The organism is Sporosarcina ureae, assembly GCF_002101375.1.
GTDB classification, from domain to species: domain Bacteria; phylum Bacillota; class Bacilli; order Bacillales_A; family Planococcaceae; genus Sporosarcina; species Sporosarcina ureae_B.
In genome coordinates, this window is record NZ_CP015207.1 from 1766760 (window position 1) to 1779353 (window position 12594).

The window sequence follows — 12594 nt, forward strand, 5'->3', positions numbered from 1 at the left end:
TTTACTGCACGATGATTCGACCATTATACTCATCAGTTACTTCTCCAATAATATGTGCATCGACTCCAGCTTCACGCAAGTTCTCATGCAAACGATGTGCTTCATTTCCAGCAACTGCTACAAGCAAACCGCCAGAAGTTACTGCGTCACATAAAATCCATCTGCCAACTTGATCCAATGATTCAGGATATTCGACCATATTTTCTATATGTGCAAAGTTGTTTTTCGTACCACCTGGAACTGAACCGGATTCTGCCAGTTCTCTTGTACGTGGTAAAACAGGAACTTTCTCGTTATCGATTCGCAAGCATACTCCACTACCTGTTGCCATTTCAGAAGCATGTCCAAGCAAACCAAAGCCCGTCACGTCTGTTGAAGCATGAATACTGTAATTATCCATCACTTCAGCAGCAGTTTTATTGAGCGTTGTCATCACTTTTGTAACGTGAATTTCTTCTTCTTCAGATAATAATCCGTTTTTCAACGAAGTGGTCATGATACCTACGCCAATTGGTTTTGTCAGAATCAACACATCGCCAGGTTTTGCTCCTGCATTTGTACGAATCTTATCAGGATGCACAGTTCCAGTTACTTGCATACCAAACTTTGGCTCTTGATCGTCAATGGAGTGGCCACCAACGAGTACTGCACCGGCTTCTTTCAATTTGTCAGCAGCTCCGCGCAAGATCTCCGTCAAGATACTGCGATCAAGTGTGTGAATGGGAAATGCGACGATGTTCAATGCTGTAATTGGTGTACCACCCATTGCATAGACATCACTGATTGCATTTGCCGCCGCCACTTGTCCAAAATCGTATGGATCATTGACAATGGGTGTGAAGAAATCAAGTGTCTGCACGATAGCAGTCGTATCATTTATCTTATATACACCTGCGTCGTCGCCTGTATCCAATCCAACAAGTAAATTAGGATCCGCGAGACCAGGAGGCAGTGTACGAAGAACTTCAGCTAAATCAGCAGGTCCTATTTTACAACCACAGCCTCCTTTTGAAGATAATGAAGTGAGGTTTATAGAAGATTTTCGCATTACGGATATCAACCTTTCAATTTGTAGTTCCTTAATTTTACCATAGAGTTTGCATTCTACATCTGTTGGGCACTTGAAAATCATCCGGCGAATGAAAAAAAGACTACGCTTTACGGCATAGTCTTACATGTTACAAATCTATTATTTCACGTATATTACATACCAATGGTCGTCTTTTCTCTCAATATATTCCCCAATCCAACCTTCTTCCAGCAATTTTTGTTGCTCTTCAGTATTCTCCATTAGAAGAGATTTTTGTTGCGAAGTCTTTTCACAGAAAGGCTCTTGAAGATCCTTGAATAAAATATAACGAAGTTTATGGCCATATTTAACTTTGAGTCCTTTAATTCGTAAACCCAGTGCAAATTTATCTTTCAAGCTCGGGATATTAAAAGGTGCAACAGTTGTACAAATATAGCGATAGCGATCTTTCTCTACATGTTCCATCAGCCATTTACCCAATGTCGTCTGTAATCCGTTTCCCCTAAAGTCTGGATCCACAGCTGAAATCTCCGAGTACAGCACATTGGATAATTCGTTTTGCGATATTCCCACATCGATTCCTAAATGCTCATCGTCTTCACCAGGATCCAACATGGCACGGAAAGCGACGAGACGACCTTCTACGAAAGCTCCCGCCATTATGCCATTGCCGCGTAAGATATACACAAACTCTTCATTCGTTAACGATTGCAGGAATTCCGGTTGCTCGAGAACAGCAATGACCCGTTCTTGTAAAGCTACAACTTCTGGCAAATGATCTTCAGTTAGAAGTGAAAGTGATGCTTGCAACGTCATAAAGACACCTTTTCTTTACGCACTGTCAATTCTTCTAAAGCTTGCTCATCTACATCGATACCCAATCCAGGTTTTTCATTGAGTTCAATAAACGGTACATCATAGTGCAGATTGCCGACGTCTTTACTGAATTTCAACGGCCCAGTCAATTCTACACTTGTCATCGCTTTTTGTGAGAAAGCTACATGGAAGCCCGCTGCAGATCCAATAGACGACTCCACCATCGATCCAACCTGACATTCCATACCCGCCATCTCAGCCATATGTGCAAGCTTCATTGCAGGATACATACCCCCACATTTCATGAGTTTGATATTCACTTTATCTGCTGCACGCTTTGCGATAATTTCACGCATTTCGCGCACTCCACGCAATCCTTCATCTACCATTAAAGGTGTCGCGATTTTCGATTTGATTTCTACCATTGCATCGATATCATCCGCTTTTACTGGTTGCTCGAGCCAATCCAGTTCACAGCTTTCCAATTGCTTCATTGCTTGTAATGTCGTAGAGCTGTTAACCCAGCCTTGATTGACATCCACACGGATTGCGGTTTCTTTCCCTACGCGCTCGCGCACTGCTTGAATTCGCTTGACGTCTTCCACTGCATTGGTACCGACTTTCATCTTTAATGAACTATAGCCCAATGCTACACGTTCGGCAGCCTCTTGTGCCATATGTTCAGGTGAAGCGATACTTAATACATGTGTAACCGGAAACTTCTCATGATAACGTCCACCAAGTAAATCATAAGCGGGGATACCATATATCTTGCCTACTACGTCAAAGCACGCCATGTCGAGCGCTGCTTTTGCTGTAGGCACACCATAAATCGCCTGATCCATCACTTCATGAATTTTCCCAAAGCGACTTGGATTTTCACCAAGTAAAATAGGAGCAAGTGTATGGCGGAGTACAGCAAATGTACCTTCCCAACTTTCCCCTGTTACATGATCGTCCGCTACTGCTTCACCGTACCCAACATGCCCAGTATCTGTCGTCATTTTTACAATAATAGATGGCATATCACTATACGATGCATAGCTGATCACAAATGGTTCATAGAGCGGTAATCTAATCGCAAACACTTCAATTTCAGTTATTTTCATTATTTCTCTTCCTTTCCTATTGGCAGCATTTCATCTGTATTGTATGATTGTCGTTAAATAGTCGTTAATGAAAAGAGGGGGTCCCATTATGAAGGTTACCATTGCATTGATCGGCTCACAAGAATTTTGTCGGCAAGCAGAGAGTATTATGTTGCCCCATACTATACGAATTGATTACTATCGATACGACAGGCCGTCTGATGCTCCCTATCTACTACAGACAATGAAACCTTGTCACGCCATTTTGTTCTCTGGCTCCTTGCCTTACGAGGCGTCCAAACAAGTTCTTCAGACCATCTCAATTCCAGCATTTTATATCCAACAAAATGAACATACAATCGCTGTCACTTTATTATACCTTGCTTCAGAAAAAAATATGGCAATTCATGATATTTCTATAGATATAAAAGAACGAAAACATATCGAACAGATCCTACAAGATATCGATCCTTTCTCTTCCATACAAAAGCCTGCTATACATGAACTGCAATCCAACAGTGATTTACAAGCGGTTGTGAATTTTCATATTGAGCATGTTACAAGCGGAAAGTCAAAAATGGCAGTAACTAGTGTGCATGCCGTATACGATCAATTACAAGCGGCAGGCATCCCATCATTTCGAATGCTCGATCCTGCAAGCAATATTTTACGTGCACTAGAACATGCAGTCCAACAAGCAGATTTTGCAAGAAGCGAAGCAACTAAGGTCGCTGTTGGAGTACTACAAGTTCATCAACCTAAGAAACTTCCTCAGGACGCCATAGAAAAACTAGCAAACTACTTGCAGGCGCAATGGATAGAAAAAGAGGACAGCTTCTTTTTCTACACTACCCTAGGCACCATCGAATTTATTTTCGCGTTAAAAGTCTTCGTCCAGTTCTGTGAATCGCTTCAACCTGCATCCACGTTGTCTTTTGGATTAGGACTAACAACGGTAGAAGCAAGTGACAATGCGATCAGTGCACTGCAACTCTGCAAACAAGCGGTCAACAAAGGAGTCTTTATGCTAGATGAACATAAGAACCTACACGGTCCTTTGCCTGCAACAAAGCCGTCAGTTGCCATGAAGTTGGACAACCCAGATTTGCTTACGATCAGTGAAAAGACTACATTGAGCCCTGCAGTCATTTCCAAGCTAACGCAGTTTGATGAATTCAGACAATCTGCCCCGTTCACCGCTAATGACTTGGCAGGGTATTTAGCCGTCTCCAGAAGAACTGCTGAACGGACAATTAAAAAGCTAATGGAACAACAATTCATCTATACGGTTGGCGAAGAAATGACTTACAGCCAAGGAAGACCACGCGCATTGTACAAAATGAAGCTTACGATTTATTAAAAAAGCAAAGCCGTTAATAACTCGGCTTTGCTTTTTTAATTATTCAAGTTGCGCCTCAAGTTCCAACTTCGCTTCTTGCTCATTCATTTCCACAATTTCTTCAGATGTCATTTTGACAATAGAAAAACCGGTTAAAGCATAGATAATCGAAATCAGAGGTACAGCGAAATTCAATATAGCGTATGGGCCGTATTCTACTACACTGACACCGAGCGTACCAAATATAAACACACCACAAGTATTCCAAGGAATAAATACGGATGTAAGTGTCCCACCGTCTTCCAGTGCACGCGACAGGTTCTTCGAGCTCAATCCCATATCTTTATATGTCTTACTAAACATTCTGGAAGGTACAACAATCGAAACGTATTGTTCAGAACAAGTGGCATTGGTCATGACACATGCACCAATCGTTGAAATAATTAATGTAGACGTCGACTTTACCACTTTCAGCAATTGCATCATAATTGCCCGTAACATACCTGAATACTCAAGAATACCACCGAAGGTCATGGCCACAATAGTCATAGAGACGGTATACATCATACTATCTAAGCCACCGCCATTAAATAGTTTATCAACTAGCTGGTTGCCTGTCTCGATTGCGAAACCACTTTGCAGAGCACCGAGCGCATCTGCAAAAGTCCCCGATTGAATAGTTACTTGCGCTAAAAAACCTAAAACAATTCCAATAATCAATGCCGGTACTGCAGGAATCTTCATTGCGACCATTACGATGACTACCAATGGAACTAGCAATAGCCAGGGCGATATAACGAAGTTCTCTTGCATGACTTGGGACGTTTTTGCAATCGACGTCAATTCAGCTTCACCCGATCCAAATTTTCTTCCCAAGAATGTAAACACAGCCAAAGCTATAACTAATCCAGGAATCGTCGTATACAACATATGTTTAATATGATCGAACAAATCCGTTCCTGTAAGACCTGCGGCTAAGTTGGTTGTGTCCGATAGTGGTGACATCTTATCTCCAAAGTACGCGCCAGAAATTACAGCCCCCGCTACCATACCAGCAGGAATTCCCATACTTAAGCCGATACCCATACCTGCTACACCAATTGTTGCCATTGTGGACCATGAACTACCGATCGCTAAGGAAACGATAGCACAAATTAACGCAATCGCAACAAGGAACCAAGATGGTGTAATGATTTTCAATCCATAAAATATCATCGTAGCGACAATTCCACCGCCCATCCATGAGCCAATCACTAATCCAACGAGCATAATAATGATTACTGCAGGAAGTGCTAAGCGAATTCCCTTGTACATCATTTCTTCGATCTCTTTCCAAGAGAAACCATGGCGCCAAGCGACAAGAGCTGCAATGGAAGTACCTACTATTAACGGCATATGCGGACCTTGCTCTAGTTTTACCACCGTTACAATCATAACCATAATCATTAATACTAGTGGCAGGATCGCCCACCAAAAACTTATATCCTTTTTCTGTCTCTGTGTTTCCATGATTTCCCCCACCAATCTCCAGATAATTCTAAACCGTCGCCATACTGTCGTTTAACTTATAGTAAGCGTTTCCTGAATTGCTTGTCAATGCAAATTTTGTAAGCGTTTTCGAAACATGCTTTTTGCACATAAAAAGACAGCCGCACTTGGCGACTGTCTTGTAAATATTTGTCTCACTTATTCATCGATAATACTAATTTCCCCCTGGCATGTCTCGTCTGTGTTTTTTTTAAAGCTTCAAACCCTTCAGCAAAAGGATAGACTTCCTCTATGACCAGTTTCATATCATTATCTGCAATGCGCTTCACCATTCGGCTCAGTTCATTACGTATATCCAATTGATGCGATACTATTTCTACTGACACTCCGCGCTCAGAAGGTACTTGATCACCCGAAATACTGGTGACATGTCCACCGTCTTTCACTACCTTCATACTGTCTGTCGTCGTTTTTGGCTGTACTGCAATGGCTGCGTCCACGCCTCCAGGCATCCAGTCAGTAATCTGCTGTTGCCAATTTGCATCGCGATAATCTACTGTAAAGTCGGCACCCAGCTCCTTCATATACTGATGATTCCTTTTCGAAGCTGAACTTGCCACTACATATCCCTTTTCTTTTGCTAATTGAATCAAAAATGTACCAATCGCACCGGACGCACCAGCAATAAATATAGAATTCCCAGGCCGAAGTTGCAGTGGCTCAATTGCTTTTAATGCCGTATTGCCAGCTACCGGAATAGCCGCTGCTTGCTCAAACGTCATATTTTCAGGGATACGGAAGCTGAGAGAATCTTTATGGACCGCTACGTATTCTGCCCACGTTCCGCCTTTTGGCTGCAGCATGCTGATAAACGCAATCCGGTCGCCTTTTTCATAGGACGAAACAGAACTTCCTACTTCTTGTACCACTCCGGCGGCTTCGATTCCAATTGTGTACGGATAAGAAATATTCTGTGGCAGAAAGTATTCATCATGTATTCCTACACCTATTGCCCGAACTTCAATCAGAAGCTCATCATTATTTATTTCCGGAACAGGGACTTCCAATAAAGCAATGTCATTTGTTTTTGCACTCTGTTTAACAATCGCTTTCATATTATCCTCCCCTTCTATTTCATACTAAGTTAATCTTACCGTTTCTCTTCCATTAATTCGAAGAAATCAGCTCCTATGTAGAATACGTTTATAAAACTTCACAAACGGGAATAATATAAAGTACTTACAAAAATGGGAGGCGCGCTGCCATTGACAGCTAATATACAAAAAACTGATTCTATAAAATGTATAACGGAATACGATACGTTACGCCGAGTCATTTTATGCCCGCCAGAATTTATGGCGATCGATGAAGTCATTAACGAAGTACAGAAAAAGTATGAAGATGAAAATATCGATATACAACGTGCAATGAGTCAGCACGCAGAATTTGAAAAGCTCTTGAAAGAAAATGGAGTGGAAGTCATCACGCTCCCTACTTCTGAAAAATACCCTGAACAAGTTTTTACACGAGATATCGGATTCACGATCGGCAATGATGTATTCATTGCCGACTTAGCTGCAAATATTCGAAAAGGTGAAGAAATCACACTCAAAGAATGGCTGGTTGCGCAAGATATTCCCTATCAGTCCGCCACCGATCGAATGGAAGGTGGCGACATTATCGTCGACCGTGATACGATCTATATCGGTATCAGCAGCCGTACATCCGTGGAAGCGGTCAGTAAACTCGAAGGAAAATTGCCTGATCATAACATTAAGCGAATTCCGTTCGATGGGCGCTACTTACATTTGGATTGCGTCTTCAATCTTCTGTCATCCAAGAAAGCACTCTACTTCCCTGCCGCTTTTGATCAGCAAACAATCGATTTGTTTGCTGCTTCCTATGAGCTTATTGAAGTAGCCGAGGATGAACAGTTCTCACTTGGTACGAATGTACTTTCAATAGGCAACAATAAAGTATTCAGCTTGCCTCAAAATGAAAAAGTGAATAAAGACTTGCGTGCACACGGTTTTAAAGTCATTGAGGTCGACTTTTCTGAAATCATTAAATCAGGCGGTTCGTTCAGATGTTGCTCGATGCCTGTAGAACGCGGTTAAAGAGAAAGACTGAAGTCAATCACCACACTAGTTAGTGTGCTGATTATGCTTCAGTTTTTTTATTCGAGTACATCTATATAGTAGTTTTGCTCATCATTCAGCTCAGGTATATCGAGCTCAATTGATTCAGGAATCGACAAGTGAATTGTCATGACACCCGACACGGTCCCCGAGGAATTCCCATGTGTTTTTTCTCCTGTAGACTGATTCAATAGGTTTGAGTTATGGTAAAGCACCTACTAACCATACATATGTTATTACTGTAATGTATGCAAAGTTTCTTCTTCTTTTTTAGAAGTCAGCGGCTTTGTATCCTTGGAGGAAACTAATGGAATCGCGCGCAGGAAGATCGTGACAATGACTGCTACTATCATAATGCCTGCACCGGCAAAGAACGTTGTTGTCAATGCATCACTGAATACATCCTTGACCGAAGCGATCATGTCTGCCGCCACACTTTGCAATTCTACCGGCAAACCATTTTGAATTGCTTCTAGTTTTGGTTGATTCATCAAAATTTCCGGATTCATTAACTGCCCTAGTTGCTGCGCTTGTTCAGGCGGTATTTTTGACGTATCGACTACACTGCCTTCTTCAGCGAGCATCTCTTTTATCCCGGAGGCCATTCGTGAACTCATGATAGCTCCTAAAATCCCGATACCCATCGTATTGCCGAGTGAACGGAACAGTTGGGAAGACGCGGATGCGACGCCGAGCTGTCGTAAGCTGACAGCGTTTTGTACCGTTAATGAGAAAACGGGCATACTTGCTCCAAGTCCAACGCCAATAATACATAGATACACAATCATCACATACACTGGCGTAGTAATCGTGATCGTCGACAGTAAAAAGATCCCCACTGTCGTAACGCTTAAGCCGATAATCGCCAGTCCTTTATATTTACCAGCCTTGGTCATATAGGCTCCCGCAAAGGTGGTAGCAAATACCATGAAAATCGACATCGGCATCATAATGAGCCCTGAACCGCTTGGTGAAATCCCTTTTACTCCTTGAATGAAGAATGGTGTATAAATCATGACACCCATCATCCCCATTCCAAGAAGGAATCCAGCGAGATTCGAAATCGTTACGATATCATTTTTAAACAATGACAATGGAAGTACAGGTGTCTTCACTTTTGTCTCTGTAATTATGAAGGCAATCAATGCCACCACAGTCAATGCGAATAAACTGAGAATCTGCCAGGAAGACCAAGCAAATTTCCCTGCTCCTTCCCCCGCTAAACTGAATGACATTAACAAAGCAACAATCGTGACCGTTAGGAAGAATGAGCCAAAGTAATCGATAGATTCCCCTTCACGACGCGGAACTTTCGGGAATAGCTTGAAGATCATGGCAAACGCAATAATTCCAAGCGGCAAGAACACCCAGAATACCCAGTGCCAGTCAAGATTATCTACAATATACCCGCCCATCAATGGGCCTAAGACACTTGAAATGCCAAAAATACCACTCATTAAACCGGTCCACTTTGCCCTTTCACGTGGTAAATATAAATCACCGACCGCAGTAAACGCGGTAGACATGATCATACCCGCACCAACTCCCGTAATCCCACGGTACACGATTAGTTGGAAAATATCAGCAGATAGACCAGATAAAAATGCGCCTATTACGAAGATCCCGATACCGCCAAGCAGAAACGGTTTTCGTCCATAAATATCAGACAGTTTCCCTACCAATATAGTAGCTACCGCCATCGTCAGTAAGTAAATCGTTATCACCCATGTATAATAGTCCAAACCGCCAAGTGTCGCAATGATTCGTGGCATCGCAACACCGATAATCGTTTGATTGATCGCAGAGAAAAACATTGCCGTCATAATCGCAATCATGATGGTTACTTTCTGTTTATCATTCAAATCGTTCATATATTGTTTTCCTCTCTAATCGTAGTGATGACACTGGATGCTTCTTCGAACGTATCAATGAATTGCTGTAACTCTTCTTCCGTTAAATGCGCAAATACGGTCTTCATCGTTTGTCGACCTTGCGTCCGTAATTCCGACATAGTCTCTCTGCCTTTGTCTGTTATTTTCAGATAGACAACGCGACGATCTTTCTCATCACGAAATCTTTCTACATAACCGTGTTCGATCAATTTGTCAGAGGCACTTGTTACCGCTCCTGCCGTTAGATTCAGGGCACTTGCCAGTTCAGACATACGCATCGTGCCACGGCGTTCCAAAGTAAAGACCAAGTGTGACTGCGAACCAGGAAAATGCTCGTCAAAAATCTTCTTCCAGATCTGCCCCATATTCCGTGTCACTTGCCAAAACAATTCCTCGAAACGGGAAAACAACTCTTTTTCATCTGCCACTGGCCATACCTCCAATATATAATTTAATCGCCAAATACTTTAATGATTAAAGTATAATGCTCAAAAAATATGTTGTCAAATAATGATTTAAATGAATAAATAGATCATCTTATACACATCCTATCTACTTACACTGTATGTTAGGAGTGAATAAGATGAATACAGTAAAGGATTTTCCTATTCAACAAAACAGATTATTGAATGTGGGCTTTCTATTAGCTTGCCTTTGTTTATTAGACGCCCTATTCACTGATTACGGTTTGCGAACCGGCCACATAGAGGAAGCTAATCTGTTTGTCGCATTTATGTATGAAACAAGCATTTTTTTGTTTTATGCCGTCAAATTAGGTTTGCCGCTACTGCTTTTATATCTGCTAACCATTCGATCGTCGGGAGTCGTCGTGCGCATTACCTTGACGACTGCCTTATTTCTTTATATTGCTGTGTTGTTCATTCATATTTTTTGGTTAATTGTAGTGGCGTTTTGAAATGATAGTATCCTTCCTGCAAACCGTATGTATTGTATACTGTATATATGAATATGCGGAAAGAAGGGAACTTATTGAACATTTCTCCAACATTACGAACGTTGGCAATCGGGTTGCCACGTACTTTGCAGACAATGAGTGGAAAAGAATTTGTCAGCGCTATATGTAAACAAACATCTGCGGAAGTCTATCTTTCTAAAGAAGGTTTTCAAGGTGATGGGATTGCTGATACGAAACATCATGGTGGACCTGATCGCGCAGTCTGTATCTATCCGGGGGAGCATTACACTTTCTGGGAAAAAGAGTTCTCCTGCATATTGCCCTCTTCTACTTTCGGAGAAAACCTCACAGTGGACGGGATGCTAGAGGAAGACATATGCATCGGAGACATTTTCCAGGTAGGTGAAGCCATTATTCAAGTAACGCAAGGTCGGGTTCCTTGCAGCACAATTAGTAAGCGTACTGGCTTGCCTAATCTGATGAAAGAGATGGTCAACACTGGATTCACAGGCTATTTATGCCGTGTCGTGAAAGAAGGAATTGTTCGTTCAGATTCTGCAATTACTTTGCTTCAACAAGATCCAAACGAAGTTTCCATCCTCTATGCAAATGAAGTGTATTTTCAGCGCCCTAAAGATGTGGAAGGATTGAAGCGAATTTTAGAAGTCGATGCACTGGCTAAAGAGTGGCAAGACATGCTGATGAAACGGCTAGAGAAGCTCAAGAATATCTAAATAAAAGAACTGACACTACGATAGTTACATATCGTCCGTCAGTTCTTTTTTTGTTTATATGAGCTGTTTGACCAATTCACGATTTCGTTCCTTGAAGAGTTCATTGTGAGAAGATACCATACCATTTTCATTTGCTTCGGGATCAATATAGAGTTTGGCGCAGTTCACAGCATTCGCTGCATCCTGAAATGCCCCTGCTATTAAATGTAGTTTGCCTGTGTGGCTCAGTACATCCCCTGCCGCATACATCCCCTCTATAGACGTAGCACTCGTGCACGTTCCGGCAATCTGTTTATGTTCCGTTAGTTCAACACCTAGTTGCTGGTCGCCAATTAACGAAGTATCACGCTCGTAACCGTGATTAATGATGACTTCATCTACGGCTATCGTGGTAACTGTTTCTTCTTCATTGTCTCGTAGCTCCACTTTCTCAATTGAACTATGATCCGCAGACGCAATGAATCGAGATATATTCGTATTAAAGTGACAGACCACACCACTCTCAAAGAGTTGTCGCACTTGCGCTTCATGGCCGTTTAAATTCTCTTTTCGATAAGTTAGGTACACTTTCTTAGCGATCGGTTGCAGTTCATTGGCCCAGTCAATTGCCGCGTTCCCACCGCCTGAAATCAGGACGGTCTTTCCTTTGAAACGTCTTAAAGATTTTACCGTATAGTTCAAATTCGACACTTCAAAGCGTTCTGCGCCTTCCACTTCAATCTTCTGTGGATTCAAAATACCTGTACCAGTTGCTACTATTACGGTTTTGCTGTAATGAACAGTACCGGATGAGCCATGTAATGCAAAATGCTTGTCTGCTATCTTTTCGATCTTCACTATTTTCTCATTGAGCACGACTTCCGGATCAAAAGTTAACCCTTGGGCCACAAGCCGTTCAATTACCTGCGCTCCTGGTGCCGGTGTCATACCGCCAATATCCCAAATCATTTTTTCTGGGTAGACATGGATCTTTCCACCAAGTTGCTGCTGGTATTCAATGATTTTCGTCTTCATTTCACGCAATCCACTATAAAAAGCAGCATATAACCCCGCAGGTCCGCCGCCGATAATCGTTACGTCCAGTAGCTGATCTTGTTTCATTCCATCTTCTCCCTTATAAATAATTATTGACATCACTTGCATTTCAATTTAT

12 protein-coding genes are annotated in these 12594 nt (G+C 42.0%); 4 read left to right on the forward strand and 8 right to left on the reverse strand.

What is annotated here, in order from left to right:
- Window position 1: 1 nt before the first annotated feature.
- From selD to SporoP8_RS08825, 3 genes are all read right to left on the reverse strand, one after another.
- Window positions 2–1048 carry a selenide, water dikinase SelD gene (gene selD, locus SporoP8_RS08815; protein WP_085132159.1) on the reverse strand — a complete coding sequence of 349 codons (1047 nt, stop codon included), beginning with the start codon at window positions 1046–1048 and terminating at the stop codon, window positions 2–4.
- Between the two features lie 141 nt (window positions 1049–1189).
- On the reverse strand, window positions 1190–1846 hold the full coding sequence (locus SporoP8_RS08820) for a GNAT family N-acetyltransferase (protein ID WP_085132160.1): 657 nt from the start codon (window positions 1844–1846) through the stop codon (window positions 1190–1192).
- Window positions 1843–2955, reverse strand: coding sequence for a mandelate racemase/muconate lactonizing enzyme family protein (locus tag SporoP8_RS08825; RefSeq protein WP_085132161.1), 1113 nt, complete (start codon window positions 2953–2955; stop codon window positions 1843–1845). Before SporoP8_RS08825 ends, SporoP8_RS08820 begins: the two co-directional genes overlap by 4 nt.
- Before the next feature lie 88 nt (window positions 2956–3043).
- Between SporoP8_RS08825 and SporoP8_RS08830 the strand changes: the two genes are divergently transcribed.
- Window positions 3044–4294 carry an HTH domain-containing protein gene (locus SporoP8_RS08830; protein WP_085132162.1) on the forward strand — a complete coding sequence of 417 codons (1251 nt, stop codon included), beginning with the start codon at window positions 3044–3046 and terminating at the stop codon, window positions 4292–4294.
- Between the two features lie 39 nt (window positions 4295–4333).
- Here the strand turns inward: SporoP8_RS08830 and nhaC are convergent, their stop codons facing one another.
- The gene (gene nhaC, locus SporoP8_RS08835; RefSeq protein ID WP_085132163.1) at window positions 4334–5782 is read right to left on the reverse strand and encodes a Na+/H+ antiporter NhaC; all 1449 of its coding nucleotides are present in this window, start codon (window positions 5780–5782) and stop codon (window positions 4334–4336) included.
- Window positions 5783–5955: 173 nt separating this feature from the next.
- Complete coding sequence (locus SporoP8_RS08840; protein WP_085132164.1) at window positions 5956–6876, reverse strand: NADP-dependent oxidoreductase; 921 nt, start codon at window positions 6874–6876, stop codon at window positions 5956–5958.
- Window positions 6877–7026: 150 nt separating this feature from the next.
- Between SporoP8_RS08840 and SporoP8_RS08845 the strand changes: the two genes are divergently transcribed.
- Window positions 7027–7878, forward strand: coding sequence for a dimethylarginine dimethylaminohydrolase family protein (locus tag SporoP8_RS08845; RefSeq protein ID WP_420066726.1), 852 nt, complete (start codon window positions 7027–7029; stop codon window positions 7876–7878).
- A 257-nt stretch (window positions 7879–8135) separates the two neighbouring features.
- Here SporoP8_RS08845 and SporoP8_RS08850 read toward each other — a convergent pair whose 3' ends face one another.
- Both SporoP8_RS08850 and SporoP8_RS08855 read right to left on the reverse strand, forming a co-directional pair.
- Window positions 8136–9770 carry an MDR family MFS transporter gene (locus SporoP8_RS08850; RefSeq protein WP_085132166.1) on the reverse strand — a complete coding sequence of 545 codons (1635 nt, stop codon included), beginning with the start codon at window positions 9768–9770 and terminating at the stop codon, window positions 8136–8138.
- On the reverse strand, window positions 9767–10219 hold the full coding sequence (locus tag SporoP8_RS08855) for a MarR family winged helix-turn-helix transcriptional regulator (protein ID WP_085132167.1): 453 nt from the start codon (window positions 10217–10219) through the stop codon (window positions 9767–9769). The genes SporoP8_RS08850 and SporoP8_RS08855 overlap by 4 nt, the downstream gene beginning before the upstream one ends.
- A gap of 155 nt (window positions 10220–10374) precedes the next feature.
- Between SporoP8_RS08855 and SporoP8_RS08860 the strand changes: the two genes are divergently transcribed.
- Together SporoP8_RS08860 and SporoP8_RS08865 are read left to right on the forward strand one after the other, a co-directional pair.
- Window positions 10375–10707, forward strand: coding sequence for a DUF5658 family protein (locus SporoP8_RS08860; RefSeq protein WP_085132168.1), 333 nt, complete (start codon window positions 10375–10377; stop codon window positions 10705–10707).
- Between the two features lie 53 nt (window positions 10708–10760).
- Window positions 10761–11441 carry an MOSC domain-containing protein gene (locus SporoP8_RS08865; RefSeq protein ID WP_085133599.1) on the forward strand — a complete coding sequence of 227 codons (681 nt, stop codon included), beginning with the start codon at window positions 10761–10763 and terminating at the stop codon, window positions 11439–11441.
- A 54-nt stretch (window positions 11442–11495) separates the two neighbouring features.
- On the opposite strand, the gene SporoP8_RS08870 is transcribed toward SporoP8_RS08865, so the two are convergent.
- Window positions 11496–12542 (reverse strand): NAD(P)/FAD-dependent oxidoreductase, encoded by a 1047-nt coding sequence (locus SporoP8_RS08870; protein WP_085132169.1) that lies wholly within the window; start codon window positions 12540–12542, stop codon window positions 11496–11498.
- Window positions 12543–12594 lie beyond the last annotated feature (52 nt).

Excerpts from the sequence above, each read along its gene's own strand:
- selD (WP_085132159.1), bottom strand. The coding sequence starts at position 1,048 with ATGCGAAAATCTTCTATAAACCTCACTTCATTATCTTCAAAAGGAGGC.
- SporoP8_RS08820 (WP_085132160.1), bottom strand. The coding sequence starts at position 1,846 with ATGACGTTGCAAGCATCACTTTCACTTCTAACTGAAGATCATTTGCCA.
- SporoP8_RS08825 (WP_085132161.1), bottom strand. The coding sequence starts at position 2,955 with ATGAAAATAACTGAAATTGAAGTGTTTGCGATTAGATTACCGCTCTAT.
- SporoP8_RS08830 (WP_085132162.1), top strand. The coding sequence starts at position 3,044 with ATGAAGGTTACCATTGCATTGATCGGCTCACAAGAATTTTGTCGGCAA.
- nhaC (WP_085132163.1), bottom strand. The coding sequence starts at position 5,782 with ATGGAAACACAGAGACAGAAAAAGGATATAAGTTTTTGGTGGGCGATC.
- SporoP8_RS08840 (WP_085132164.1), bottom strand. The coding sequence starts at position 6,876 with ATGAAAGCGATTGTTAAACAGAGTGCAAAAACAAATGACATTGCTTTA.
- SporoP8_RS08850 (WP_085132166.1), bottom strand. The coding sequence starts at position 9,770 with ATGAACGATTTGAATGATAAACAGAAAGTAACCATCATGATTGCGATT.
- SporoP8_RS08860 (WP_085132168.1), top strand. The coding sequence starts at position 10,375 with ATGAATACAGTAAAGGATTTTCCTATTCAACAAAACAGATTATTGAAT.
- SporoP8_RS08865 (WP_085133599.1), top strand. The coding sequence starts at position 10,761 with ATGCGGAAAGAAGGGAACTTATTGAACATTTCTCCAACATTACGAACG.
- SporoP8_RS08870 (WP_085132169.1), bottom strand. The coding sequence starts at position 12,542 with ATGAAACAAGATCAGCTACTGGACGTAACGATTATCGGCGGCGGACCT.